This window comes from Edaphobacter modestus, from assembly GCF_004217555.1.
Taxonomy (GTDB): domain Bacteria; phylum Acidobacteriota; class Terriglobia; order Terriglobales; family Acidobacteriaceae; genus Edaphobacter; species Edaphobacter modestus.
The window spans coordinates 5,148,728-5,175,515 of sequence record NZ_SHKW01000001.1 but is presented as its reverse complement, the minus strand read 5'-3'; the positions used below and the strand labels follow the sequence as shown (position 1 = coordinate 5,175,515).

The following is a 26,788-nucleotide window of genomic DNA, read 5'->3' as shown; positions in this document are numbered from 1 at the left end:
ACTAACGAGCGGCGATCAGGCGATGCATGGAACGCGCAGCGAGCAGTATCATCGCCCCTGCGCATAGCACCATCACCGTTCCTCGCAGCCGAGCTGCTGTTTCGAAACTCATTCCAATGCCCGTAAGCATCGCCATATAAGCCGCAACGCACATTGGGCACTTTGGGAGCAGCATCAGGACCAGAGCGGGCGCTCCCCACTGAGCGGACCTTTTTACCGGCACCGATCTTCCCCGAACATAAAAGCTGCTGTGCCTGGTTTCGGCACAGCAGCTTCGTGCTTTCATCAGTGCCCTCCGCAGCAGGAATGTTCTGCGGGCTTCGCGTATTGGTCGTGGTGTTTTACCCAGTCCGTCAGGTCGTGCCGAGGACCAGTTTCGTTGCGTCCCTTCGGGGTGATATCCAGATAGCTGTACGCCATCAACTGCGCTTCGCCTCCACGCGCAAAGCTGGAGTACGTGTGAAAGACGTCGCCGTTCGCGTCCTTGAAGAAGACGCTCGTCCCCGGCATCTCTTCGCTGAAGAACGGCACAGTCCCGTAGTTGTACTCAATCTGCCCTTCCACGAACACATGACTCTCGGACGTGCCGTCGCCATCTTTCCTGAACGAGACGTGATAGTCGAAGTTGAAATCGCTTCCATAGGAAGAGACCCATTTGAACTTCCACCGCATGCGTTCCTTGAAGGACTTTATCTCGGCGAAGGGAGTACGAGAGACCGCCAGTAGAGTTACGTCGTGATTCTTTAGATGAATCTCCGCGCCGTCGATACCGTCTGCAAGGAAAGAGCAGAAAGGGCAGCCCTCTTTCCATCCCGGACCGAACATGAAGTGGTAGAGGATCAGCTGGCTATTCTCGCCGAAGAGATCGGCCAGGCTCTCCTTGCCGTTCGGCCCTTCGAAGACATAGTCCTTGTCTACCTTCTCCCACGGAAGCTCTCGCCTCAGCCGGCTTACCTCCTCCCTCTGTTGTGTGAGCTCCTTTTCCTTTTCCAGAAGCTTCTTTCGCGCTTCAATCCACTTTGCACTCGATACCACCTCGTGATCCATGATCGCTGTGCTCATCGCTCCTCCATCGTTCGACAACAGAATTCGATCTTTCGTGTCTAGGCGCTCTCGTAACGGTCATGGTGACGAACCCACGCCATCGGAAAGGGCAGCGCGTCCTCATCTCTTCCTCTTGGGGCCATGTCCAACAGTGGGTAAACTCCCAACAGCCCTTCGACGCCACGCGAGTAACTCGAATAGGTGTGGAAGATTTCGCCCGCTTCGTTTTTGTAAAAAGCGCTGATGCCAGGAGCCTCTTCGCTCGGAAAATCGCTCGTACCGAAGTTGTAGTAGGCCTTTCCCGCACGCTGTTCGGGAGTGAAGGACACTCCAAAATCCTGATTGAAATCGCTGGTGAACGAGGAAAGCCAGGGAAAGCTCCATCCCATCCGCTTACGAAAAGCCTCGATCTTATTAAGCGGCGCCCGCGAGACCACGGCCAGAGCTACATCACGCGAGGTCAGATGCGGGAGGTTGCTGTTGATGGTGTCCGAGACCAGCGAGCACGAAGGGCAACCCTGCTCCCACTCCGGCCCGAACATGAAGTGATAGATCAGCAGCTGGCTCTTGCTGCCGAACAGTTCTGCCAGCGTCTGTCTTCCCTGCGGGCCATCGAAGACATACTCTTTGTCTACCTTGACCCAGGGCAGGGCCAGCCTCTCCCGGCTCAGCGCATCCCGTCGCCGGGTAAGCTCTTTTTCCTTTGCGAGAAATGCCTTTCGCGCATCCAGCCACTCGCTTCGAGAAACAACTTTGTTCTCCTGCATGATCTGTCTCCTTTGTTTCCGCAATGTTCTTACTTCACCGGAACCCATAGCTCGATATCGCCGCTTCCGCTCCCGGGATCGAAGCGCTCGCCGTAACGTTCGATCAGCCCGGGCAGGCTTCTGTCGCGGCGCACCTCACGTTCATTCTTTGCCAACCATTCGTAGACTCTGCTCATGGTCTTCGGAATCTCCGAGACGTGACCGTGGTGCGCAAAGACCGCGAAGGCGGCCGGCGGAATACTCTCTTCGACCAGCTCCAGCGGCACGTCCTCTTCGCTGCGTACCTCCACGCCCGCCATGTAATCCAGTCCACCGTCCTCGAAGTTCCAGCAGACCCCGTAGGCTACACTCCCCACTTGACCGGGTACCTTGCCAAGATGAGGTACAAAGCGCGACCAGAGCGCCGCAATGGAGGGGTCGCCTCCAAATCGAAAGTGCCCTTTGAGTCCCACTACGGTCATCTGCCCACCATCTTCCATTCGCACCGGAGCGAAGCCGTTTACCGAAGCCGCATGAGACTCACCCCGCGCCGTGGTTCGCGCCCGGTCGTTCCGCCTGTCGTTCCGATTGAGAGCTCGCTCACGCAATCTCGTTAGTATGTGGTCCCAGCCGCGATTAACGCCCTCGGTCATCTCAGCAGGCATCCAGCCAATGGCACGATGGGCGAACTTCAGCCGGGTGATTCCGTCTTCTTCGCTCAGCCTGTACTGAACATTTGAAGTCGCCGGGTAAGACATAAAGAGGGGTCCGCAGATCTCAAGCAAGATGGGCGCCTTGATTGCCTGCACGTTTCCCCACCAGTGCCCGTTGTTCTCTCCCAGGTCGCGGTACCATCGACCGCCCGGCCACGGCTCGAGCTTCATCGGCAGCGGAACCTTGTCCGGCGTCTCGTTGTAGGGTCCCATCTGTTCGAGAAGAGTCTCGAAGACGACATCGATCGGTGCCGCAATCTCCTCTTCCCTCAAGATCTCAAGTGTCTGAATCGTCTGTTGTTGCTCTGTAACCGGCATCCTTATCCCTCCTGCTTGAATTCAGTGGCCGAGTGAGACAAGCGATCTGACTGAGGCAAATACAGTCATTCCTCGCCTCCCGGGGCTCCTGTCTCTGGTACGGCTCGTGCCCTTCCGATACGTTCGGCAGCCTTCTGCTCGGCCCGTTCCTTAATTCGTGAGATCTGGTGCGTCCAGTACTTCTCGAAGGTCTTTACCCAGTCATGCACGGGCTTCAACTCGGCGGCGTTCAGGCGATACATACGATGCTGTCCCCGCTTGACCACCGTAACCACGCCCACTCGACGCAGAACACCGAGATGCTTGGAGACGGTGGGCTGGGACATACGAACAACCTTGACGACATCGCCTACCGCACGCTCTTGCCCGTCCACCAGAACGCCAATGATCTCGCGCCGCCGAGGCTCGGCAATTGCGTTGAAGACATCGGCGGTGGTTGCAGCTCTTGCCATGGAGAGGACTGTATATTCCTATATAAGAATATGTCAAGCGGAGGCATGACTTTTTCTCGTTGTTTGATGATTTGTTTAGGCTGCTGCGACAGCACTCGATCGAGGTAAATCTGCACTGTTTTCCGGGCAAATTTCTCCGCTGCATAGCATTACAAAAGTCTTACATCCAGGCTCCACGCATCCTGTTAGCTTCGAAATAGAAGTTCTGGAAGGAAGCGAAACAGACCCTTATGAGCCCCTCTCTGATCCCCGCTGAAGAAATCGCCCAGGCCCCCGTCTCCACAGAGACGCGGTCGGCCGTCTCCCCCGCTGCTCATACTGCCCGCAAGGTTCGTGAGGATCTTCGCATGGGTCGCGAGCATCAGGAGGGCCGCATTAACTGGATTACCGCCATTGCAATGGCGCTCTTCCACGTCGGCGCTATCGCTGCGTTGTTCTTCTTCTCCTGGACGAATCTCGCCGTCGCCGTCGTGATGTACTTCTTCGCGATCAACGTCGGGATCGGCATGGCGTATCACCGCCTCTTGACGCACCGGGGTTACAAGACACCCAAGTGGGTCGAGTACTTCCTGACCACCTGCGGCACGATGGCGCTTGAGGGCGGACCCATCTTCTGGGTCGCTACCCACCGCGTCCATCATCAGAATTCAGACCACGAAGGCGATCCGCACACTCCGCACGACGGAACCTGGTGGGCTCACGCAGGTTGGATCGTCTCCGGCCGCGCCATGCACTCGGAGACCGCGCTGCTTGGCCGCTACGCCCCCGATCTAACCCGCGATCCGGTTCACGTCTGGCTCTCGAAGTTCCACTGGCTCCCTTTGACCATCGCCGGCTTCCTGCAGATTGCCCTTGGTGCCGCGCTTGCTGCCCCCGGCCATCGCATCGTCGGTGCCGTAGGCATGATGCTCTGGGGAACCTTCCTTCGCGTCACGCTCGGCCTGCATGCGACCTGGCTGGTCAACTCCGCCACTCATCTTTGGGGCAAGCGTCGCTTCGACACCCACGACGACTCGCGTAACAACTGGTGGGTCGCAATTCTTACGGGCGGCGAGGGCTGGCACAACAACCACCATGCCCACCCGGTCAGCGCCCGTCACGGATTGGCGTGGTATGAGTTCGATATCAATTACTACGGCATCTGGCTGCTGGAAAAGATCGGCCTGGCCAAGAAAGTCCAGGTCGCCAAGTTCGATCCGGCGAACCCCAAGCCTGCCGGCATGTAACCCTTTTTACACAGCTTTGAATCCACGGGTGCAGACTTCAGTCTGCACCCCGTTTTGTTTTATTCAGGCCTCCAGGCATCGCCAGGGAAACGTGTCTTGTCTGGTACATACTTGTTTCTACAAACCTGCATCCCATTCGACAGGCAAATGTTGTTGGAATATTGTCATGCGGCACGTATATAAGAACTCTGTAGTTTTGCAGTCGCAGTACCAACTTTTGAGGAGAGGCGTTAATGATTCTAAAGATTCGACTTCTGCCGCTCATCTTTCTTTCTCTACTTGCCTGCGCGGTCTTTGTGAAACCACCGTCTGCTCATGGGCAAAGCATCTATTGCGCCTCAGACGATGGTAAGCGTAACTACTGCAGCGCCAACACACGCGGCGGAGTTGAGATGACAAAGCAGCGGAGCGGCTCTGCGTGCATTCAGGGCCAGACCTGGGGCTGGGACAATCGCGGAATCTGGGTCGACCGTGGGTGTCGCGCCGAGTTCATCACTCGGGGAGGAAACGGCGGCGGGAACGGCAATAATGGTGGAGGACAGTCGGTTACTTGCTCCTCCGATGACGGTCGTCGACACTCCTGTAGCATGGACACGCGCGGTGGAGTTCGCCTGACTCGCCAGATCAGCGGTTCTTCCTGCGTTCAGGGACAGACCTGGGGATATGACAACGGCGGCGTGTGGGTTGATCGCGGCTGCCGCGCCGAGTTCGTAGCTGGCCGCGGAGGCAGTTGGAATGGGGGCGGAAACAACGGGGGTGGTGGAGGACAGACCTTCACCTGTTCGTCCGACAATGGCGGGCGCAACTACTGCTCGATCCCAGGCGGCGGCAATCCCAACAACGTAATCATGTCCCGCCAGATTAGCGGTTCTGCCTGCATTCAGGGACAGACCTGGGGAACCGATCGTCGTGGTCTGTGGGTAGACCGCGGCTGCCGTGCAGAGTTCCGCACACGCTAGTTGGAAACGCATCGGGGGCCGGCGATGAGGCGGAACACTTCTCGCCGGCCTTTTCATTTTTGGCTTAGAGAACGGGCGAGAAGCTCGTCAGCGACATAAACGTCGACTCGCTCTTCTCGACGAGACGCCCATCTTTTTCGCTCTCTGCTTTGACCTTCACCCACTCCGGATCCGCTCGAAACGCCTTCCAGTTCTCGTCGGCGATGGCGCGGCTCTTATGCCGAAGCATGTAGATCAGCGTTCTACCCTTCAACGGGTCATCGGTAGCGGTCCAGAATGCCACGCAATGCATGCCGAGCCGCTCGAAGATCTTCTTCTCAGGTCCACCGAACCGCGCCAACAAGGCGTCCAGCTTGCCCTCCGGCGTGTGATAGATCCTCAACTCGTACACCGTGTCCTTATCCACGGCTCCGCCGGAGGTCTTAGCCTCCGCTACGGCGCCACCCATGAACGGCAGAGCCCCTGCCGCTCCCAATCCCTGCAATAACGTGCGTCGATTCATGCCAGCCATCGTAGCCTATCGGTGCGGGTTCTTTCGCAATATGTCGTGCGATAACTCATTTTGTTGGATACGATACCGTGCAGAGTGACCGTTAGACGCCCCATCCTATTCTTCATCCCGATGCTCATTCCGGGCATCGTGCCTGCACAGATTTCCTTTAACTTCGTCAAACAGGACACTGTCAGACAGCGCTTGAGTCTGTATAAGGGAAACGACACAAAACGTGAAGCCGCGCTTAAGCAGATTTTTTCTGATGCGGGTTGTGGCTCGTCTTCCCTCACCGAGCAGGTGATCCCTCAGAAGAAACAACCCAATGTAATTTGTGTACTTCCAGGAATGACTGACCAGACGATCGTCGTTGGAGCACACTTCGATCATGTCGACCGGGGGGATGGCGTCGTCGACAATTGGAGCGGCGCTTCCCTGCTTCCCAGCCTCTTCCAGGGCCTCGCTACGCAGCCTCTAAAGCATACCTTTGTCTTTGTAGGGTTCAGTGGCGAGGAAGCAGGGCTCCTTGGTTCGCAGTTCTACGTAAAGCAGCTTTCAGAACCTCAACGTTCAAAGATTGAAGCCATGATCAATCTGGACACGTTAGGACTCGGTCCAACCGAGGTCTGGCTCAGTCAATCGGACCCTCGTCTTACAAAGCTACTCAATGGTCTTGCACTCAACATGCGCATACCTCTTAGCGGGATGGAGCTAAATGGATTCGGCGAATCCGACGAAGAATCCTTTATTCGCGAAAAGGTATGTACACTTGTCGTTCACACGCTTACTCCTTCCACGGCGCACATCTTGCACCAATCCACCGACAATGCTTCGGCGGTCCATTTCAGCGATTACTTCGATACCTACCGGCTCCTCTCCGCCTATCTCACGGTGCTCGATTCCCAACCCGTACCCGCAGGGCACGTCTGCACAGCGAAACCAGTCAGTCTGCTGCCTTCGCCGCGACCTCGGCTTGTTCCCGGCCGTCACCGCTGAGCTGCCTATCCTTAGTCGTAATCGAGCCAAGGCGACCGCTATACTTTCCCTGAGAAGGAATTTCTTTGGGCATCTCATGAACATCACTCGACGCCGCGGAACGATCGCCTTCTTCATCACTCTCGGTGTCCTTCTCGTCGGTCTTGCGGTCACGCTCAACATCGGCTGGGTAGTGCTTAACGAGCGCACGGTCGCTCTAGCCGTTCTCGGAATCATTCTCTTTGCCCTTCTGATCGCAGGGGTAGTCCTCAACACGGTCTTTCTTGTGCGCGAAGTCCGCCGCAATGAGCGTCAGGACTCATTCCTCAACGCCGTAACCCACGAGCTCAAAACTCCCATCGCAAGTATCCGGCTTTACCTGGAAACGCTTCAACGACGTCCTGTCGACGACGTCCAGCGCCAGCAGTTCTATGCCAACATGCTCGCGGACTCCGACCGGCTGCTCGCGACCGTCGAACAGGTTCTCAAGGCCGGTCAACTCGGACAGCGGCATCGCCAGCAAAGCCGGACCCTGATCGATCTTGAGCCGCTCGTGGCAGACTGCATCGCCATTACGCTCAAACGCCATCATCTTTCGCCCGAGAACATGGTTCTTGAACCGGTTTCGGGCGCCGTTCATCTTCGCGTCATGGGAATCGCGGAAGACCTCCGCACCGCCGTCCTCAATCTGCTCGACAATGCGGTCAAGTATTCTCCTGAAGGAGTCCGCGTACGCTGTTCGTTGTCCATCACGCACTACACCTGGGCCACCCTGAAGATCACCGATACCGGTCTCGGACTCCCGCCAAATCAGAACAAACGCATCTTCCGTCGCTTCTACCGCGTGCCCGGCCGCGCCATGACACGCATCAAGGGAACTGGTCTCGGCCTGTTTCTGGTCCGGGCGATCGCGCGTCAGCACGGAGGCAATGCCACCGCATCCAGCCCTGGCCCCAACCTCGGCACGACGATCACATTGACTCTTCCCCTGGCCAATCCAACGACCACGAGCGAGCCCTCGGCGGCATCTTTCAAAAACAAACAACAGAAAGGAGTCGAAGAGAGAGCATGAGCGAATCGCTGGAGAAGAACGAAGCTCCTCTCGTCGCCGTCATTGAAGACGAAGAACATCTTGCACAAGGACTTCTCTTCAATCTGCAGGCTGAGGGCTATCGGACTCATCATGAAGCTGACGGCGACGCGGCCCTTGAATACCTGCTTCATCCGCCCGATCCCGTCTCCATCGTAGTACTCGACTGCATGCTTCCAGGCACCGACGGCTTCGAGATTGTTCGAACTCTCCGCGAGTCGAAGTGCTTCACGCCCGTGCTGATGCTCACTGCGCGCTCGCGACCCGAGGAGATTCTTGAAGGCATCGAGGCTGGCGCGGATGACTATCTCCCCAAGCCCTTCGATCTGAACATCCTTCTTGTCCGCATCAAGTCCCTCCTTCGCCGCACGTCATGGCAACGCGGCCCAGCCGCAGCTCTTACCGAGACAGAATCACCGAGGTCGGCCGAATCCTCCGGTCAGCCGCCCGAGTACGCCTTCAACCACCGAACCATCCGCTTCGATGAACTCGAACTGATCGCTCCCAACCGAACCACGCAGCTCACCGTCATGGAAGCAGATCTTCTTCGCTATCTCACCGAGCGGGAGGGCCAGATCGTCTCCCGCAAAGAGATCCTCGAACAGGTCTGGCATGTCCACGAGGACACCGATACGCGCGCAATCGACAACTTCATCGTGCGCCTGCGCCGCTACATTGAAGATGATCCTGCGCGTCCTCAGCACCTGGTCACCGTGCGCGGCGTTGGCTATCGCTTCCTGGCAAATCCATGACGGAAGGGTCTTTGCTCGCACCACGCTGAGCGCAACAAGCTCTGACGCTGCAAAAGCCTGTAGCGCTCGGCGGCATTCAACAAAGCTGGTTTGCCACCTCCTATCTAGCAGGAGATCAGGCTCAACGCTACTGCCTCCTCTTTTCGCAGTAGCGAGATTCCCGCACGCTTCCCCTTCCTGCGCGGCGTTCGTCACATTTTTTATATCTCCTATTGCAATCCCATAGAGAAGCCGCCCATACTCCTATGGCAAGGCAATAGGAGATTTATGGGCGATAAGACCGACGTCTGGCAAGGCACACTGGCACTGATGGTCCTCAAGACTCTCGAGAGTATGGGGCCTCTTCACGGATACGGCATCGCGCGCCGCATCGAGCAGACCAGCGGCGACCTGCTCTCGCTGAACTACGGCACGCTCTACCCCGCGCTGCTTCGTCTCGAGCAGGAAGGAGCGATTGCCTCGGAGTGGGGTCAGTCCGAAAACAACCGCCGGGCCAAGTTCTACTCGCTCACCCGTTCCGGACGTCGCCTTCTGGACAAGGAAACCCGTAGTTGGGAGCAAACGACCGCGATTCTTGCCCGGTTTCTTGCTTCCTCGGAGGATCCATCATGAATCCATTTCGCGCATGGCTTCGCAGACTTGCAGGCATCGTTCCCACGCAGCAGCAGGAACTGGACTTCTCCGAAGAGCTGGAGAGTCATCTCCAGCTCCACATCGACGATAATCTCCGCGCGGGAATGACGCCGGAGGATGCCCGCCGCAATGCCATCCTCAAGCTGGGCGGCATGGAGCGAACCAAGCAGGCGCATCGGAACCGCCGCACCCTCCCGTTTCTTGCGACCATCCTTCAGGACGTCCGTTTCGCTCTGCGTCAGCTGCGTCGCAGTCCCGGCTTCACCGTAATCAGCATTCTCATGCTTGCCCTCGGCATTGGGGCCAGTATCTCCATCTTCGCCTTCGTCGATGCCGCGCTGCTCAAACCGCTGCCCTATGCGGATGCAAACCGACTTGCAGACGTCGCGGAGCATGGCGTGGCCTTCCCACGTTCCAATCTCTCTTATCAGGACTTCCTTGACTGGAGACGGCTCAACAAAGTCTTCTCCTCAGTCGACGCCTATACCGGCAGCGGCTATCTGCTTACCACCTCGTCCGGCGTGGAACCCATATCCGCAGCGCGTGTAAGCGATGGCTTCTTCCGAACCCTGGGAGTCCAGCCTTTACTGGGTCGGGATTTCCACGCTGGCGAAGACCAGCCGAACGCAGCTGCTTCCGCCATCCTGACCTACGGAATCTGGCAGCGCCGCTTCGGCGGCCGCAAAGACATCATCGGCCAAAGCATCACTCTCAATGGCACGCCCACCGTTGTCATAGCAGTGCTCCCTGAAGACTTCCAATTCGCGCCTCGTGGCAACGCCGAGCTCTGGACGACCCTTCACGAGCTCTCCAACTGCGAGAAGCGCCGTAGCTGCCATAATCTCTTCGCAGTCGGGCGACTCAAGGATGGCATCTCCTTCCAGACCGCACAGGCGGATATGGCGACGATCGCCAGGCAGCTTGAAACGCAGTATCCCGGCTCAAACCGCGACCAGGGTGCTCACATCGGCCCCCTCTCAGAGCTCATCGTCGGCGACATCCGTCCTATCCTGCTCGTCCTGCTCGCCGGCGCCTGCCTTCTTCTCATCATCGCCTGCGTCAACGTCGCCAGCCTTCTTTTGGTGCGTTCCGAAAGTCGACGCCGTGAGTTCGCTGTTCGAGGTGCTCTCGGAGCATCGACCTCTCGTCTTGTCCGTCAGTTCGCCACCGAAGGCATCGTGCTCGTCACTACCGGAACTCTCGCAGGACTTGCCGCCGGTTACGCAGCTATGCGGCTCATGCTGGGTCTCATCTCCAAAGACATGCTCGCCAGCATGCCGTACCTCAGCCGACTTAGCGTCAACTCGCATCTGCTGCTCTTTGCCGCTGCCATCGCTCTGCTGACGACAGCTATCTTTTCCCTTACCCCCCTGCTCCGCCTTCCAACCGCCGCCCTGCGCGAAGCCCTTAACGAAGGAGATCGCGGGTCTGCTGGAACTCTATGGCGGCGCCTGGGAGCGAACCTCGTTGTGCTTGAGCTCACCATCGCCGTCGTGCTCCTCGTCAGCGCGGGCCTGCTCGGCAAGAGCTTCTATCGCCTCCTCCATGTTGAGCTGGCGTTTGAGCCCAGCCATCTCGCCACCCTGCAGGCCTCCCTTCCAAGAGCGGCCTACGACAAAGACGAGAAGACCGTTGCCGTAGCGCGAAGCATCCTTGACCGCGTCTCTTCGCTCCCCGGTGTCGTCTCCGCAGGTATCACCAGCACGCTTCCCGTCAGCGGAAACGGAAACACTAATTGGATTCGCGTCGTCGGTCATCCCTTCCACGGCGAGCACAACGAAGTCAATGAGCGCGAGGTAAGCAGCAGCTACTTCCGAACCATTCAGGCTCGATTGCTTCGTGGCCGCTTCTTCACCGAGCAGGATGACAGCACTCGCCCCCACATCTCTGTCATCAATAAGGCATTCGCGGAGAAGTACTTTCCCGGCGAAGATCCCATCGGCAAGAAATACGGCGGTGGAGACCTGAGCCCCGACTCCATCAAAGAGATCATCGGCGTCGTCGACGACATTCGGGAAAGCTCACTCGACGAACAGATATGGCCCGCCGAATACATGCCCTTCAATCAGGCCACCACGTCCTACTTCGCCCTGGCAGTCCGCACCTCCGGTGATGAGAAGTCGCTCCTTCCCGCGCTCACCGCCGTCGTCCACGAGATCGATCCCGGCATTGGGACCTCAGATCCGGCGACCATGAGCCAGCGCATCAGCAGCTCGCAGACCGCCTATCTGCATCGATCCGCCGCCTGGCTCGTTGGTGGCTTCGCCGTTCTCGCGCTTCTCCTCGGCGTCATCGGCCTCTATGGAGTCATCGCCTACTCAGTCAGCCAGCGTACCCGCGAGATAGGCGTACGCATGGCTCTCGGCGCACAGCGAGGAACCGTCTATCAGCTCATCCTTCGTGAGGCCGGCATGCTCACCGCCCTCGGTATCTCTGCCGGAATCGTCTGCGCGCTCGGGGCCTCCACCCTGTTGCGCGGGATTCTCTTCCAGATCCATACCTGGGATCTCTCCACCCTTCTTTTCGTCGTCGTTGTTCTGGGTATCGCCGCTCTCATAGCCAGCTATATTCCCGCGCATCGCGCCGCATCCATCAATCCCGTGGAGGCCCTCCGGGCCGAGTAGCCACGCCGCCCTCCCACCCCCGTGGCTTCGTTCTCCGCTAAACTCAAAGAGGGAACGAACCCCACCGGCATGCGCATCCTCACCCGCTACATCCTTCGCGAAGTCACCACACACGCCCTGCTCGGCGGCGCCCTCTTTACCTTCGTACTGTTCATGCGCGATCTCGGGCACATCCTCGAGCTCGTGGTGCGCGATTCCGCATCGCTTACCGACATCCTTCGTATCCTTGCGTATCTTCTTCCGAACTTCCTGATCGTTACCATCCCGATGGCCGTTCTCGTCGGCATCCTGCTCGGACTTTCGCGGCTCGCCGCGGACTCCGAGATCACTGCCATGCGCGCCTCCGGAATGGGTGTTCTCGCCTTCGTCCGCATCGTATCGATCGTGTCTGCAGTCGCCGTCGCGCTTGGGCTGTTCAACTCCCTTTATCTTGCCCCCAGGTCCGCCGCCGCAACGCTCGCGCTCACTAACTCCCTCAAGTCCGCGCAGGCATCCTTCGAAGTGCAGCCCCGTGTCTTTTACGAGGACTTCCGCAACTACGTCCTCTATATCCAGGACGTGCGCCCTGCGGCAGGCGCAGCAGTCTGGCACAACATCTTTCTCGCAGATCTCACGCAGCCAGCCGATCCCAACATCACCACCGCCTCCCGGGCCGTGGTGGTCTCAAACGATCCCCGAAGTATTCGTCTGCATCTGATCGACGGCGGACAGCACCAGACCTCTCCTACCGATCCCAACCAGTACAATATCTCCACCTTTTCCTCGACCGACCTTCCCATCGAGACCGGCATGCAAGAAGATCCTCATCTGGGCCGATCCGATACCCCCATCCTCGCGCTTCCGCTTTCGGACCTCTGGCGCCTCGCCAACTCACCGGACAGCGCAGTTCCCGGCCATCGAGCAAGCATCTATCGCATCGAGTTTCATCGACGCTTCTCCTATCCCTTCGCCTGTCTTGTCCTCATGCTCATAGGAGTTCCTCTGGGCCTCTCTTCCAAGCGCGGAGGCAAATCCACCGGCTTTGTCCTCACCATCGTGCTTGTCTTCGTCTACTACTTCCTCTCCCAGATCGGCATCGCGCTCGCGAAGAATGGAAAGCTCTCGCCATTCGCCGGCGTCTGGGGAGCCAATCTCCTCTTCGCCACCGCGGGCATCCTGCTGCTCTACCAGATGTCTCGCGGAGGCATCGCTCTCGGCCTCGTCTCTTCGGCGGGAGTCTGGCTGAACAAGCTGCTTACGCGCTTTCCGCGCGGGCGCAGGTTCGCTGCTTCCAGCGGAGGCCTGAATCTTTCCACCGCGCTGCGCCGGTTTCGCAGCACCTTTCATATTCAGTTCCCTCTGCTCCTCGACGATTACGTCATGCGCGAGTACGCCACCAACTTCGCGCTCATCCTGTCTTCTTTTTCCGCGCTCTTCCTCATCTTCACCTTCTTTGAGCTCACCGGAGATATCATCCGCAACCGTACTCCGCTGGTGACGGTCGGAGACTATCTCATCAACCTGATCCCCTTCATCCTCTATAACGTCACCCCGCTCTGCGCGTTAGTCGCTGTGCTGGTCACCTTCGGCGCTCTCAGCCGCACCTCAGAGATTACGGCGATGAAGGCCACTGGCGTCAGCGTGTATCGAATCATCGCGCCTGTATTGTTCACAACGCTGGTCATCGCCGGCTGCCTCTTCACCTTCGACGAGCTTTATCTGCCCGCCGCCAACCGCCGCCAGGAAGCTCTACGCTCCATCATCAAGGACAAGCCCGCCCAGACCTTCCTCCGTCCCGACCGCAAATGGATCTCTGGACAGGCAGGCCCCTCGGGCTCTCCCAGCCGCATCTTCTTCTATCAGTTCTTCGACGCCTCCAAAAATATCTTCGCCAATCTGACCGTCTTCGAGTTTGACCCCGGCTCCTTTGTGCTCAAACGTCGCATCTTCGCCTCTTCGGCGCACTGGAACGAACGCGTCGGTCAATGGGTCTTTGAAAATGGCTGGCAGCGCACCTTTGAGGGAGATACCATCTCCTCGTATCAGCCCTTCACCGTTACCGCCTTTTCCGATATCCACGAGCAGCCGTCCTACTTCGTCAAGGAAGACCGTCCCGCCCAGGAGATGAGCTACAACGAGCTCTCCCGCTACATCTCCGATCTCAACCAGTCCGGCTTCGACACCAAGCGTCTCAGCGTACAGCTCAACCGCAAGCTGGCCTACCCGCTCATCACCCTGGTCATGGCGATCCTCGCGGTTCCTTTTGCGTTATCGATGGGCAAACGCGGATCTCTTGCCGGAATCGCCACCGCCATCGGTCTCGCAATCGCCTATTGGGTTGTCGATGCCCTATTCCAGGCCATGGGCAACGTCAACACGCTACCGGCGGTTCTCGCCGCATGGTCGCCGGATCTGCTCTTCGGAATCGCCGGAACCTATCTCCTCCTTCGCACTCAGACGTAGACTCTTCTCCCGGAGCCGCAGGAGCAGCCGAGAACGGCGGCTATCAAGCGTTATAGAGAAACCTACACCGGAAGTTGATCGGCCATGCGAGTCGAAGACCTCAGATCCCGGTTCTTCTTTTTGATCAACCATGCCAGGAAGTTACGCCATCCCTCGTCAGATCGCGCGCACGCAAGACCGCGTCTGGCCTACACTAAAGCCACGATGACACTTCGATCCTCCTTCGCCCTGGCGGCTCTCATCACGGCCACGGCTGCCGCTCAAACCACCACGAGTACTCCGCAGAAACAAACCACTCGACGCACCCCTTCCACGGCGTCCAAATCGACGGCAACCTCTGCAGCCAAGGCCACTGCCGAGCCCGCGGCGAATCCGACGGACAATCCACCGAACGTTCCCCCTGTGCAAGGGAGACCCAAGAATCTCTACGCCCTCCGCTATATCGACACGCAAGTCGGTACCGGGGAACCTGCCAAGCCTCGCCAGTACTACACCGTGCGTTATACCGGATGGCTCACCGACGGCACCAAATTCGACTCCTCTGACGACCATCCAGGCGCCGAGTCCTTCGTCTTCCCTTATGGTGCGCGCAGGGTCATTCCGGGCTGGGATACCGGCTTTGAGGGAATGCATGTAGGCGGCAAGCGCCGTCTCTACGTCCCCTACCAGCTCGCTTACGGTGAATCGGGCCGTCCCCCTGTCATCCCGGCCAAGGCCGATCTCATCTTCGACCTCGAGCTCGTCGCACAGTCCGACACGCCGCCGCAGGAAAAGCCGGAACCCGCTCCCGCTCCTCAACCCGGCGAGACAAACCCGGCCCAGGATGCACCCAAGCCCAAAGAAACTCCGGAGCCTTCCACCAGCAAGCCGCCCACTCCGCCGCCAGCCACCACGCCGGCGGGTCAGCCGCCTCAGAGCTCGCCGAATCCGTAATTCCTCCATACCGGGGACGGTGCAAATTCCCCGAACCCCCGCGCCGTTCCCGGTATCTAATCTCTACGGCTTAAACTATTCCTTACATGATGATGGACCGTCTCAAACCTCTTAATCCTTACCTCAGGCGCTACTGGAAGTCACTTGCCTGGGGCGGCGTCGCCGTCATCCTCTATAACGTCCTCAAGGTGCTGGTCCCCGTCGTCATCGGTCATGCCATCGACGATATGGGTCACGGCATCACGCAGCAGAAGATCCTCTTTCACGCGCTGCGGCTTCTTCTCGTCGCCGCCTGCTCTGCGGTCTTCCTCTATATCACCCGTCAGGTCATCATCGGGGCCTCTCGCGAGATCGAGTTCGACCTGCGCAACGACCTCTTCGCCAACCTTGAACGGCAGTCGCCCGGCTACTACAACACCCATCGCACCGGCGACATCATGGCCCGCACCACCAACGACCTGAACGCCGTCCGTCAACTCCTCGGCCCCGCGATCATGTACAGCGCCAACACGCTGGTCTTCACCTGTGCCGCGCTGCCCTTCATGTACCGCATCAGCCCTAAGCTGACCTTCTTCGCCTTCGTCCCCCTACCCGCCGCTTCCGTGATCGTCCAGTACTTCGGCAATCGGATTCACCGCCGCTTCGAGCGCATCCAGGCCATGTTCTCCGACATCTCCGCCAAGGCCCAGGAGAACTTCTCCGGCGCCCGTCTCATCCGCGCCTTCGCGCAGGAGGAAGCCGAGATCGCCTCCTTCGAGACTGCCAACCGCGAGTACATCCACCGCTCCCTCCATCTCGTCCGCCTGATGGCCATGCTGTGGCCCACGCTTGAGTTCGTCCTCGGCCTCTCGCTCATGATCACTCTGCTCATCGGAGGGCATGAGGTCGTCCAGCATCGCATTACGGTCGGCGAATTCACCAGCTTCAACGTCTACATGGTCCAGCTCATCTGGCCCATCATCGCCATCGGCTGGGTCGTCAATCTCTTCCAGCGCGGAACCGCCTCCGTCGTTCGCATCGACGAGCTGCTCAAGCAGCAGCCCTCCATCGTCGACGACCCCGCGCTTCTCTCCTGTCGACCCAACCCGAACACCTCCTGCGCCAACCTCTCCAACATTCCCGCCACCCTTCCCCAGTGTTCCATCCACGGCGACATCCGGTTTCAGAATCTCTCCTTCGCTTATCCCGGCGGCCTCGCCGTTCTCCACAACATCAATCTCAACATCCCCGCCGGCTCCTCCCTGGCCATCGTCGGCCCCACCGGTTCAGGAAAATCCACTCTCGTCTCTCTCATCGCCCGCCTCGAGGACGCTGACCCCGGCATGATCCACATCGACGGCATACCCATCCGCTCCTTCCCGCTGTCTGAGCTTCGCGCCAACATCGGCTTCGTTCCCCAGGAAACCTTCCTCTTCTCCGACACCATCCGCCACAACATCTCCTTCGGCGCCCCCAGGGCCACCGACCAGCAGATCGAAGACTCCGCCGCCATCGCGCACATCCGTACCGAGATCCTCGAGTTCCCCCGCGGCTTCGACACCATGGTCGGCGAGCGCGGCATCACCCTCTCCGGCGGCCAGAAGCAGCGCACCGCCATCGCCCGCGCCATCATTCGCGACCCGCGCGTCCTCATCCTCGACGACGCCCTCGCCTCTGTCGATACGTACACCGAAGAGCGAATCCTGCAGGGACTCGCCAGGGTCATGCAGGGCCGCACGACCATCTTCATCTCCCACCGCATCTCCACCGCGCGCAACGCCGACCAGATCGCCGTCCTCGTGCAGGGCCGCATCGCCGAGCTGGGAACCCACGACGAGCTCATCGCCCGCAACGGCTACTACACCAGCCTCTTCGAAAAGCAGCGCCTCGAAGAAGAGATCTCCGTCGCCACTTAGACATCAAAGCTCGTCATTCTGAGCCGAAGCATCGAATGGCCGTCATTCTGAGCGAAACGAAGAATCTCAGTATTCTGCCCGTGCCAGCAAAATTTCAGCCAGACAAACAAGCAGCCCAAACAGAATGGCCCACTCATGCGACTTCATCGCATGAGCGGACCATTCGTAAAGCACAACCCTCTTTCTTTACCGCCCTTCAGCCGCCCGCCGCGCCGCAAACTCTTGAGGCGTAGGGATCGCCTCCAGCTCCCGTCCGGCAAACAACTCGGTAAAGATGTGCACCATCTCGTCCTTGATCAACCCATTGGTCGCCAGCACCTCGCGGCTATCGAGCGTAAACGCGCCGCCATCGAAGTGCGACACCGTACCACCCGCCTCGCTCACCAGCAGAACGCCCGACGACGTATCCCACGGATTCAGATTGAACTCCCAGAACCCATCCAGTCTTCCGCACGCAACATAGGCCAGATCCAGCGCCGCCGAGCCCGCACGCCTCACCCCATGCGACCGCAGCGTGATCTGGTAGTAGAAATAGGCGTTCGGATTCAGATGTCGTTTATGGCTCGGAAATCCCGTGGCCGTCAGCGACTCCTGCAGCTTCTTCGTCTTCGATACCTGAATCGGCTTGCCATTCAGCCACGCGCCCTTGCCCTTCTCCGCCGTGAACATCTCATCGCGCAACGGATCGTAGACGACGCCCGCGATCATCGTGCCATCTTCGTCGGGCTTCAACCCCGCGGGCCGATGCTCCAGCCCCAGCACCACCGCGAAGGCCGGAAACCCATGCGCAAAGTTCGTCGTTCCATCCAGCGGGTCCACATACCAGCGATATTCACTGTCCAGCGCATCCCGTGTTCCTTCCTCGCCATAGATGCCATGCGTCGGAAACGCCGCTTGCAACCGCTCGCGAATCAGCTTCTCACTTGCCTTATCGGCCTCGGTAACCAGGTCTACGTCGCCCTTGTACTCCGCCTTGACGCCGTTCTCGTAAAAGCCCTTCAACAGCGCGCCGGCCTCGCGTGCAATCTCTTCTGCCTTATGTGCAAACTCGAATTGATTCACGAATCCCTCTCACCCTCTACTCTAAATCCCACAACACCACTGCCGTCATTCCGCCCTCTGAGCGCAGCGACAGGAACCCGCACATCTCTCTCCCACACGCCGTGTCATCCTGAGCGAAGCGCAGCGAAGTCGAAGGACCTGCGGTTCTAGTCCCATCCATCTCTACCAAACCTCAACGCGCCTCCGCGTAATATCCGGTGCGATGCCGCAACTGATACTTGCCCTGCAGCTCCGCATCTTTCATCCGCACCCGAACGGAGCGGAATACGCCGTCTCCCTTGCGCTGCGGGGCATAATACCCCAGCACATACTGGGTCCGCAGATCATCCGACACGCGCGCAAACGCCGGCTCCAGATCCTTCTTGTCTTCCACGTAGAAGTACTTTCCGCCCGTATCGGTCGCCATCTGGATCAGCGCATGTTCTCCGCCCGTGTTCCTTCCCGCATCCTCCCATACCGGCACGATAATGATCGAATAGATCATCGCTCCCGCCCTCTGCGCCGCTTCCAGGGCTTGGCCATAACGCGACCGCTTCGCCGTATCCACGCCATCCGTAATCACCACCACCACGCGTCTGCGTCCGGCTTCGATCTTCGTCTGCGACAGCCGCTCCGATGCCAGGAAGATCGCGTCATACAACGCCGTCTCATCGCCGGGCTGCAGGTCATTCAGCCCGCTCTCAATTCGCTTCTTCTGGTTCGTGAATGGAACGATCTCCCGAACCGAATCCGAAAAGTCCATCAGGTCCAGCTCGTCCTGATCCCGCAACAGCGCATTCACAAAGTGCTTCGCCGCGTCCTTCTCCAGCCGTGCATCCCCCAACACGCTCTTGCTTGCATCGATCGCCAGCACAATCGACAGCGGCGCCGACGACTCCTTCTCGAAGTAAGCGATCTTCTGCGGCTTCCCGTCTTCCGTAATCTCGAAATCTTCCTTACCCAGCCCGCCGATGGGAGCCCCATTCCTGTCGACCACGTTCACTGCAATATTCACCAGCCGCGACTCCACGCGTATCGTAGGAACCTGTCCCCCCTGCGCTGGAGCCTGCTGTTGCTGCTGATCGGCGTCCGGTTCGATTGGCTGCATCGGAGGCCGCCTCACAATCGGAGCCTGCGCCAACATCGTAGCCCCCAGCAGCCAGACCACGGCTGCAGCCCCAATTCTCACTGGTGCTCCTTGTTAACCGCATCCGGCTTCGTACCGGCAACGCCGATGCCTTCCGGAGACGGCTCGCCATCGGCCAATTGCCCTGCTGTCCCGGATGGCGGGACAACGCCGATGCCTTCCGGAAACGGCTCGCCATCGGCCCAGATTGCCCCATCCACAAACTGTTCTTTCTTCCAGATCGGCACCGTCCGCTTCAGCGAATCGATCAGCCACCGGCAAGCCTCAAACGCCACGCCGCGATGCGCCGAGGCAACCGCAATCAGCACGCTCGTCTCTCCCACCGTCAGGCGTCCCAGCCGATGCACCAGAGCCACATCGCGCACTCCAAACTTCGCCACCGCCTCCGCGGCAAGCGCGCGCATCTGCTCCAGCGCCATCTCGCGATACGCTTCGTAGTCCAGGTGCAGCGTCTTCCGACCGCGCGTGTTGTCCCGCACAATTCCATCGAAGACGCATACGGCCCCATCGGAGCCCGCCTTCAGCCCCTCCACAATCTCCGCCGCCGGAATCACCCCGTCCACAATCTCGACTCTCACCGCAACCCTCCACTTACCGGAGGCAGCAGCGCAATCTCATCTCCGTCATGCAAAACATCCTCTGCCTTCGCATATTGTTGATTCACAGCCACCGCGATTGAATCCCAAAACTCCCCGGAAGACCCTAGCTGTGCCGCATGACGTTCCACCAGTCCGGCTACCGACAAACCCTCCGGCAAGTCCATCTCGGAAGAGCGATGGCCGACCATATCCTTCAAGACCCCAAAATAAAGTACTGTTACCTGCATATCTCAAAAAGAATACGCGAGCCCGCCGGTTGGACGGCTCAACTTTGGAAAACATCACAAGCCCCTTCAAAGATTGCCCCGGCTTTTACAAAGATTTCCCGGCTTTTACAAAATGCGGACGATCCAATCGCATCCGGGGCCTTCGACATCCCTTATATAGTTGAGATAAGAGAAACGGGCATCCAATGGGCTTGCAGAAACGCCGATACCTTGAAGTTTTCAGAATTGCATCGTTGCTCATCCTGCTTTTTCCTGGGATGAGCTTCGGGCAACAAGTCGTACAGCGAGGACCTTTCGGTAAGCCGACGCAGGTTTTGGACGAAACCCAGCAATGGACCATCCCCCTCCTCGTCTCCTCCGACCGTGATGTGGAGATCTATATCCCTGACGTGACCACTACAACCTGGCTCAGTCGCAACTATTCCGATTTTCAAAACCGCGGCACCTACACGTTATCGACATTCACGCTATATAGGACCGTTAACGCCTGTCGTGCTAACCAGATAAGCTGGGGGATGGGAGATGCTGCGCATCTGGACGCCTGCAATGACATCGGTTACAGAGTTCGGCAGATCAGGATCGACCCAAACCAGAAATCGGCCCAGATTCTTATGGCGGCCATGGTCGATCAGGACGGACAGATCGATCCGGAATCGGTTCAGGAACCATCCACGTTCAGGACATGGGACCAGCTCGGTGCCACAACGCAAAATGCCATCCTGAAAACGAACGAAATCGTCACCAGACAAATGAGAATCTATGACGCCAAAATACACAACGATCATTCCCATGGTGCCATTCGATAGAAGCCGGTGATGCGACTTTCAGAGGTTCCCACCAATAGCCACTGCACTTCGTATCCGTCTCTTCGCCCTGGTTGTGAGCGACTCATCCAAACAACACGGGCTCCTTCGGATACCAGACTCGTCCCTCCCGAACCTGCGCAAACGCCGTCATCTCATGCGGCGTTCGTGAGCTCTCTCCATCCGGCTTCACAAAAATATTCTCTGCTCCCACTCCCCGCGCCAGCACCGCATCCGCAATCAGCGATCGATGACACCGCCACGGCAGCGCCTCCGCACACATTACAACCGTCTTCTCCATCTCCTTCAGCCCCGCCAGCCAGTCGATCTCCGCCCTGAAGGCCGCGGTCTGCATATAATCCGCATAGCCGCGAAAGCTCTCGTTTCTCCACCCCGTATTCACGCTATCCGGCAGCGCCGGTCGCCGCCCGCCCAGCCCTTCCCTCCACACTCCATGAATCCCCACGGCCTCCAGGGACGCGAACAGCGAGGCCTGGGAGAACTGGGGATGCCGCCGCGATCCCGGAAACCTCCGAACATCCACCAGCGTCCGCACCCCGTTCTCCGTAAGCGCCCCCAAAAACGCCTCGATGCTCAGCGTGGAATGCCCAATCGTCATCATCGCCAAACTCCTCCAACCCCAAAAAAAGAGGCGGCCCGGAGATCCCGAACCGCCTCTCGATCCAGCGACTGCCGATTACGCTGAGGCGTGAATCACCTCTTCGCGTACCGCCTCATCCTCGGCCTCTTCCTGCACCGTGTTTGGCAGTGCAATCGAAAGAACCTCTTCGATCCTCGTGGCATAGTGAATCTTCACGCCCTCGATCTGGTCGGCCGTCAGGTCTTCCTCCACCTGCGTCTTGCACTCCAGCGGCAGAATCACATCCCGCACGCCGGCGCGTTTCGCCGCAAGGAACTTCTCCTTGATCCCGCCAACCGGCAGTACATTGCCGCTCAGCGTGATCTCGCCGGTCATCGCCGTCAGCGGATGCACCGGCGTGTCCGTCAACAGACTCACCAGCGCCGTCGCCATCGTGACTCCCGCCGAAGGACCGTCCTTCGGGATCGCCCCCGCCGGAACGTGGATATGGATATCCGTGTCCTTCGTGAAGTCCTGCTCCAGGCCGAACTTCCCTGCGTTCGAGCGCACCCAGGTCAGCGCCGCCTGCATGCTCTCCTTCATCACATCGCCGATCTGGCCGGTGATCGTGAAGCCGCCCTTGCCCTTCATCTTGTTCGCCTCGATGAAGAGCACATCGCCTCCCGCAGGTGTCCACGCCAGGCCCACCACCACGCCCGCCCGCTTCGTCCGCTCGGCGATCTCCGTGTCCACGCGGACCTTGATACCGCCCAGGAACTCATGGATCACCTCCGGCGTGATCGTGATCTTCTCCGTCTGGCCTTCGGCGATCTTGCGAGCCACCTTGCGCGCAACCGTTCCGATTCTCTGTTCCAGCTTGCGAACTCCGGCCTCACGCGTGTAATGCCGCGCGATCATCGCCACGCTCTCCGTCGGGAACTCGATCATCGCTTCCTCGACGCCGTTCTCCTTGATCTGCCGCGGAACCAGATACCGTTCTGCGATGTTGACCTTCTCCTCCTCCGTATAACCCGTCAGCTCGATAATCTCCATGCGGTCCAGCAACGGCGCCGGAATCGTATCCAGCTGATTCGCCGTGCAGATAAACAGCACCTTCGACAGATCAAACGGCTGATCGAGATAGTTGTCGCGGAACGTGTTGTTCTGCTCCGGGTCCAGGGTCTCGAGCAACGCGCTCGCAGGGTCTCCCCGGAAGTCGCGTCCCAGCTTGTCGATCTCATCCAGCATGAAGACCGGGTCGTTCACCTCCACCCTCTTCAGGTGCTGGATAATCTGCCCCGGCAGCGCCCCGATGTACGTCCGGCGATGTCCACGGATCTCCGCCTCGTCGTGCATGCCGCCGAGCGAGATACGCGAAAACTTCCGTCCCAGAGCCCGCGCAATCGAACGTCCAAGCGAGGTCTTACCGACGCCCGGAGGCCCGACAAAGCACAGGATCGGCCCCTTCATATCCGGCTTCAACCGTCGGACCGAGAGGTAGTCCAGGATGCGCTCCTTTACCTTCTTTAGGCCATAGTGGTCCTCGTCGAGGAACTCCTTCGCCTTCTTGATATCGACCTCTGCGATAGCAGAACCCTTCGACCACGGCAGCACCGCCAGCCACTCGACATAATTGCGCGTCAGGCTGTAGTCCGCCGCCATCGGGCTCATCCGGCTCAACCGGCTCAGCTCCTTCAGCGCGTCTTTCTTCGTCTCCTCCGGCATCCCGGCGGCTTCAATCTTCTCCTTCAGCTCCGCGATATCCTTCTGGCTCTCGTCCACATCGCCAAGTTCCTTCTGGATCGCCTTCAGCTGCTCGCGCAGGTAGTAGTCCCGCTGCGACTGCTGCACCGAGTCCTGTACCTCGCTCTGGATCTTGTTTCTGAGTTGCTGGACATCCAGCTCCTTCGCCAGGTGCTGATTGATCCGCTCCAGGCGCTTGGTGATGTCTGGCATCTCCAGAAGATCCTGCTTGTCCGTCGTCGTCAGAAACGGAAGCGACGAAGCAATAAAGTCCGCCAGCCGGCCCGGCTCCTCGATGTTGATCGCGATCGTCTGCAGATCATCGGACAGCGTCGGCGACGAGGTTACGATCTGCTGGAACTGGCTCACCACGTTCCTCTGCAGAGCCTCCGTCTCCGGCGTCTTCTCCGGCTCGGTCTCGCCGATCACCTCGAACTCCGCAGTCATAAACGGCTGCAGCTGGGTAAATTCCCCCAGGTGCACACGCTCATTTCCCTCCGTAAACACAAAAAGACTCTGGTTCGGCATCTTCACAACCTTGTGAACGGTGGCGCGCGTGCCAATAGCGTAAAGATCCGACGCCTGCGGGGCGTCCTGGCGCGCATCGCGCTGAGCCACCACCAGGATCGACTTCTCCTCGCCCAGAGATTGAATCAGTTGAATGGAGCTTTCACGGCCCACCGTCAAAGGAAGTACCGCATGCGGAAAGAGAACCGTATCGCGAACTGGCAAGACCGGAACCGGCCGCTTGCCATTCGCGCCCTCGCTCCCCTCGGAGTTTTTCGCTGTCGGCTTGATTACACTAACGAAGTCGTTTGCCATTGAGTGTCCTTTTATCAAATTATCAGATATTCGATGCATCAGGTATGGGATAAGTCGCAAACCCCGGCTCCAATGCTCTATGCAAATGACGGATCAGGGGCCTACGACCTGATCTCAGGACGAGGCACAATTCGTTCGTTCTGTCTTTCTGTCTTTAAGACGACCCCTCGACCATCTTCGTCATCGGCAAATCCTCCCGTTTCCGAGATGAGCATTCAGCCATCGACCGCCCAAAGCGCTACCAAACCGGCAGCAACGAGCGAGGAGGGCTGGACAGGTCACGGTCAAACGCGGCAGTAGGTCGCCTCTCACCTGAACGTCCTAATCCTACGCTCACTGTCCCAAAATCGAACGCTCGCACCCCGCCTATCGGCTTTGAAGAGATGGAATATCTTGCGTGCCGACGTGTTCTCCTAAATGGAGGGTGTTTATTTGATGAGTAACTCCGATCTGCAGGAAGCAATGGAAACCGAAAAAGGTGTGGCAGTCGTTACCGGAGCCTCCTCCGGAATAGGGAAAATTTATGCGGACCGGCTGGCGGCACGGGGCTACGATCTTATGCTTGTGGCCCGTCGTGGCGACCGGCTCCAAGCCGTGGCCGACGAGCTGAAGCAAAATTATGAAATTCGCGTAGAAACCGTGATCGCCGACCTTGGAGATCCTGACGATCTGCAGCGTCTGGCCGAAAGAATCGGGAACGACGAGAACGTGACGATGCTGGTCAACAATGCCGGCATTGCCGTCGCAGCTCCCACCGTTCGCACCTCCTCGGAGGACATCGAGCGACTGATCAGTATTAACAACACTGCGTTGGCACGTCTCAGTCTCGCCGTGTTACCTGGCTTTGCAGCTCGCAATCACGGCACCCTGATCAACATCGGCTCTGTGCAATCGTTCTACAGCCGCTCCGCAAGCACCACCTACAGCGGGACCAAGGCCTTCGTCATGCTCTTCACCTCCGGTCTGCAGCAGGAGTTTGCGGCCACCGGGGTCCGGATTCAGCTCGTGCTCCCCGCAGGCACCGCCACGGAGATCTGGGAGCTCGCCGGGGTTGACCCGAAGATCATGAATCCCTCCATGATCATGAGCGCTGAGGACTGTGTCGACGCGGCGCTTGCAGGTCTGGACCTCGGAGAAGCGGTCACCTTGCCCTCACTCGAGGATGAGCAGTTGTGGGCTGAGTTCGATGCCCTACGAGAAAAGATGTTCCACGCCATGCAGACGAATGTGCCTGCATCCCGCTACAGCATCGCCCGGTGACGGAATCCCGTCCCACAAGAAAAATCCCCGAACGCTCAGTTCGGGGATTTTTCTTGGGAAAACATTCGTCCCGATGGAGATCCTCTAGTTGAACATCTCCTTGACCTTGTCCAGAATTCCCCGGGAGGTCGGCGTGTTCTCCACCTGCATCGTCTCCCCAAGCTCCCGAAGAAGATCTTTCTGGTGCCGGTTCAGTTTGGTCGGCGTCTGAACCCTGATCTCCACAATGAGATCCCCTTTGCCCCGTTCATTGAGGTGCGGAACGCCCTTGCCTCGCAGCTTGAACTCGCGTCCGCTCTGCACGCCTTCGGGAATCTTCAGGGTCTCAACGCCCTCAAGGGTCTGAATCTCGAGGTCTGTCCCAAGTGCCGCCTGCGGGTACGAGATCGGCATCACGCAATGCAGGTCGTCGCCATCGCGTTCGAAGAACTTGTGCGCCTTCACATTGAGAACGACGTAGAGGTCGCCTGAGGGACCGCCGAATTTACCTGCCTCGCCCTCGCCCTGGTAGCGGATGCGGGTATCCTGCTCCACGCCCGCCGGGACCTTGACCAGGATCTTATGCTCCGTCTGTACCCTGGTCTCGCCAACGCAGGTCGCACACGGGTCTACGATCAGGGTTCCGGTTCCACCACACACTGAGCAGGTCCGGGCTACCGAGAAGAAGCCCTGCTGGAACCGCTGCTGCCCGCGCCCCCCGCACTGCGTGCAGGTCACCGGCTGTTTCCCGCGCGCGGCTCCGTTTCCGTGGCAATCCGGGCAGACCTCACTGCGCCGGATCTTGATCTCGCGTTCGACCCCGAACGCAGCCTCCTCGAACTCGAGGGTCAGGTCGTAGCGCAGATCACGCCCACGCTGCACCCGTGAGGCATGGCCGCCACGGCCCGAGCCACCCATGTTGAACATCTCGCCGAAAAGATCGCCGAAGATATCCCCGAGGTCCTGGGCATTCCCGAAGCCGCCGCCTCCGAACGGACCGCCGCCGTTTCCGCTCGAGCTTCCATTGAACGCCGCGTGGCCGTAGCGATCGTAGGCCGCACGCTTATCCGCGTCACTCAGGACCTGGTAGGCCTCGCTGCACTCCTTGAACTTCTCTTCGGCCGCGGCATCGCCCGGATTGCGGTCAGGGTGATACTGCATCGCCAGTTTGCGGTACGCCGTCTTCAGCTCCTGATCGGAGGCATCCCGCGAGACGCTCAACACTTCATAGAAATCAACTTTGGTCACGTTTGCCGTCGCACTCATCCTTCAACTACCTCTGCCGCATCAAAAAA

At 59.0% G+C, this 26,788-nt stretch carries 25 protein-coding genes; 12 read left to right on the top strand and 13 right to left on the bottom strand.

Features of this window, described 5'->3' with window-relative positions:
• Nucleotide 1 precedes the first annotated feature (1 nt).
• The 5 genes from BDD14_RS21825 to BDD14_RS21805 all read right to left on the bottom strand — a co-directional run bounded on the left by BDD14_RS21825 (nt 2) and on the right by BDD14_RS21805 (nt 3,273).
• Nucleotides 2-286 carry a hypothetical protein gene (locus tag BDD14_RS21825; RefSeq protein WP_130421213.1) on the bottom strand — a complete coding sequence of 95 codons (285 nt, stop codon included), beginning with the start codon at nt 284-286 and terminating at the stop codon, nt 2-4.
• Complete coding sequence (locus tag BDD14_RS21820; protein WP_165420188.1) at nt 286-1,062, bottom strand: DUF899 domain-containing protein; 777 nt, start codon at nt 1,060-1,062, stop codon at nt 286-288. The genes BDD14_RS21825 and BDD14_RS21820 overlap by 1 nt, the downstream gene beginning before the upstream one ends.
• Before the next feature lie 41 nt (nt 1,063-1,103).
• A complete protein-coding gene (locus tag BDD14_RS21815; RefSeq protein ID WP_130421211.1) occupies nt 1,104-1,811 on the bottom strand; it encodes a DUF899 domain-containing protein in 708 nt (235 codons plus the stop codon).
• A gap of 29 nt (nt 1,812-1,840) precedes the next feature.
• Nucleotides 1,841-2,821 carry a GyrI-like domain-containing protein gene (locus tag BDD14_RS31995; RefSeq protein WP_165420187.1) on the bottom strand — a complete coding sequence of 327 codons (981 nt, stop codon included), beginning with the start codon at nt 2,819-2,821 and terminating at the stop codon, nt 1,841-1,843.
• A 65-nt stretch (nt 2,822-2,886) separates the two neighbouring features.
• Nucleotides 2,887-3,273, bottom strand: a complete 387-nt coding sequence (locus tag BDD14_RS21805; protein WP_130421209.1) for an ArsR/SmtB family transcription factor — start codon at nt 3,271-3,273, stop codon at nt 2,887-2,889.
• Nucleotides 3,274-3,503: 230 nt separating this feature from the next.
• Between BDD14_RS21805 and BDD14_RS21800 the strand changes: the two genes are divergently transcribed.
• Nucleotides 3,504-4,499: an acyl-CoA desaturase gene (locus BDD14_RS21800; RefSeq protein ID WP_130421207.1), complete on the top strand. Its 996-nt coding sequence runs from the start codon at nt 3,504-3,506 to the stop codon at nt 4,497-4,499.
• Between the two features lie 233 nt (nt 4,500-4,732).
• Nucleotides 4,733-5,458, top strand: a complete 726-nt coding sequence (locus tag BDD14_RS21795) for a DUF3011 domain-containing protein (RefSeq protein WP_130421205.1) — start codon at nt 4,733-4,735, stop codon at nt 5,456-5,458.
• Between the two features lie 64 nt (nt 5,459-5,522).
• Here BDD14_RS21795 and BDD14_RS21790 read toward each other — a convergent pair whose 3' ends face one another.
• Nucleotides 5,523-5,960 (bottom strand): NIPSNAP family protein, encoded by a 438-nt coding sequence (locus BDD14_RS21790; RefSeq protein WP_207231789.1) that lies wholly within the window; start codon nt 5,958-5,960, stop codon nt 5,523-5,525.
• 84 nt (nt 5,961-6,044) lie between these two features.
• Between BDD14_RS21790 and BDD14_RS21785 the strand changes: the two genes are divergently transcribed.
• From BDD14_RS21785 to BDD14_RS21750, 8 genes are all read left to right on the top strand, one after another.
• Nucleotides 6,045-6,944 (top strand): M28 family metallopeptidase, encoded by a 900-nt coding sequence (locus BDD14_RS21785; RefSeq protein ID WP_130421203.1) that lies wholly within the window; start codon nt 6,045-6,047, stop codon nt 6,942-6,944.
• Between the two features lie 76 nt (nt 6,945-7,020).
• Nucleotides 7,021-7,995, top strand: a complete 975-nt coding sequence (locus BDD14_RS21780) for a sensor histidine kinase (protein ID WP_130421201.1) — start codon at nt 7,021-7,023, stop codon at nt 7,993-7,995.
• On the top strand, nt 7,992-8,765 hold the full coding sequence (locus BDD14_RS21775) for a response regulator transcription factor (RefSeq protein WP_130421199.1): 774 nt from the start codon (nt 7,992-7,994) through the stop codon (nt 8,763-8,765). Before BDD14_RS21780 ends, BDD14_RS21775 begins: the two co-directional genes overlap by 4 nt.
• Before the next feature lie 267 nt (nt 8,766-9,032).
• Nucleotides 9,033-9,377, top strand: coding sequence for a PadR family transcriptional regulator (locus BDD14_RS21770; RefSeq protein ID WP_130421197.1), 345 nt, complete (start codon nt 9,033-9,035; stop codon nt 9,375-9,377).
• Nucleotides 9,374-12,022: an ABC transporter permease gene (locus tag BDD14_RS21765; protein ID WP_130421195.1), complete on the top strand. Its 2,649-nt coding sequence runs from the start codon at nt 9,374-9,376 to the stop codon at nt 12,020-12,022. Before BDD14_RS21770 ends, BDD14_RS21765 begins: the two co-directional genes overlap by 4 nt.
• A gap of 69 nt (nt 12,023-12,091) precedes the next feature.
• Nucleotides 12,092-14,464 (top strand): LPS export ABC transporter permease LptF, encoded by a 2,373-nt coding sequence (gene lptF, locus BDD14_RS21760; protein ID WP_130423467.1) that lies wholly within the window; start codon nt 12,092-12,094, stop codon nt 14,462-14,464.
• 204 nt (nt 14,465-14,668) lie between these two features.
• On the top strand, nt 14,669-15,397 hold the full coding sequence (locus BDD14_RS21755) for an FKBP-type peptidyl-prolyl cis-trans isomerase (RefSeq protein ID WP_130421193.1): 729 nt from the start codon (nt 14,669-14,671) through the stop codon (nt 15,395-15,397).
• 89 nt (nt 15,398-15,486) lie between these two features.
• On the top strand, nt 15,487-17,292 hold the full coding sequence (locus BDD14_RS21750) for an ABC transporter ATP-binding protein (protein ID WP_130423465.1): 1,806 nt from the start codon (nt 15,487-15,489) through the stop codon (nt 17,290-17,292).
• Between the two features lie 186 nt (nt 17,293-17,478).
• Here the strand turns inward: BDD14_RS21750 and BDD14_RS21745 are convergent, their stop codons facing one another.
• The 4 genes from BDD14_RS21745 to moaD form a co-directional block, all read right to left on the bottom strand.
• Entirely contained in the window at nt 17,479-18,354 is an 876-nt protein-coding gene (locus tag BDD14_RS21745; RefSeq protein ID WP_130421191.1) for an inositol monophosphatase family protein, read from the bottom strand.
• A gap of 172 nt (nt 18,355-18,526) precedes the next feature.
• A complete protein-coding gene (locus tag BDD14_RS21740; RefSeq protein WP_242618115.1) occupies nt 18,527-19,522 on the bottom strand; it encodes a VWA domain-containing protein in 996 nt (331 codons plus the stop codon).
• A complete protein-coding gene (locus BDD14_RS21735) occupies nt 19,519-20,058 on the bottom strand; it encodes a molybdenum cofactor biosynthesis protein MoaE (protein ID WP_130421189.1) in 540 nt (179 codons plus the stop codon). Before BDD14_RS21735 ends, BDD14_RS21740 begins: the two co-directional genes overlap by 4 nt.
• Entirely contained in the window at nt 20,055-20,306 is a 252-nt protein-coding gene (gene moaD, locus BDD14_RS21730; RefSeq protein WP_130421187.1) for a molybdopterin converting factor subunit 1, read from the bottom strand. Before moaD ends, BDD14_RS21735 begins: the two co-directional genes overlap by 4 nt.
• Before the next feature lie 185 nt (nt 20,307-20,491).
• On the opposite strand from moaD, the gene BDD14_RS21725 reads away from it, so the two are divergent.
• Nucleotides 20,492-21,112: a hypothetical protein gene (locus BDD14_RS21725; RefSeq protein ID WP_130421185.1), complete on the top strand. Its 621-nt coding sequence runs from the start codon at nt 20,492-20,494 to the stop codon at nt 21,110-21,112.
• An 82-nt stretch (nt 21,113-21,194) separates the two neighbouring features.
• On the opposite strand, the gene BDD14_RS21720 is transcribed toward BDD14_RS21725, so the two are convergent.
• Both BDD14_RS21720 and lon read right to left on the bottom strand, forming a co-directional pair.
• Complete coding sequence (locus tag BDD14_RS21720; protein ID WP_130421183.1) at nt 21,195-21,731, bottom strand: DUF488 domain-containing protein; 537 nt, start codon at nt 21,729-21,731, stop codon at nt 21,195-21,197.
• Nucleotides 21,732-21,806: 75 nt separating this feature from the next.
• Entirely contained in the window at nt 21,807-24,254 is a 2,448-nt protein-coding gene (gene lon, locus BDD14_RS21715; RefSeq protein WP_130421181.1) for an endopeptidase La, read from the bottom strand.
• Nucleotides 24,255-24,689: 435 nt separating this feature from the next.
• Between lon and BDD14_RS21710 the strand changes: the two genes are divergently transcribed.
• Nucleotides 24,690-25,514, top strand: a complete 825-nt coding sequence (locus BDD14_RS21710; protein WP_242618114.1) for an SDR family NAD(P)-dependent oxidoreductase — start codon at nt 24,690-24,692, stop codon at nt 25,512-25,514.
• Nucleotides 25,515-25,598: 84 nt separating this feature from the next.
• Here the strand turns inward: BDD14_RS21710 and dnaJ are convergent, their stop codons facing one another.
• Entirely contained in the window at nt 25,599-26,759 is a 1,161-nt protein-coding gene (gene dnaJ / locus BDD14_RS21705) for a molecular chaperone DnaJ (RefSeq protein ID WP_130421179.1), read from the bottom strand.
• Nucleotides 26,760-26,788 lie beyond the last annotated feature (29 nt).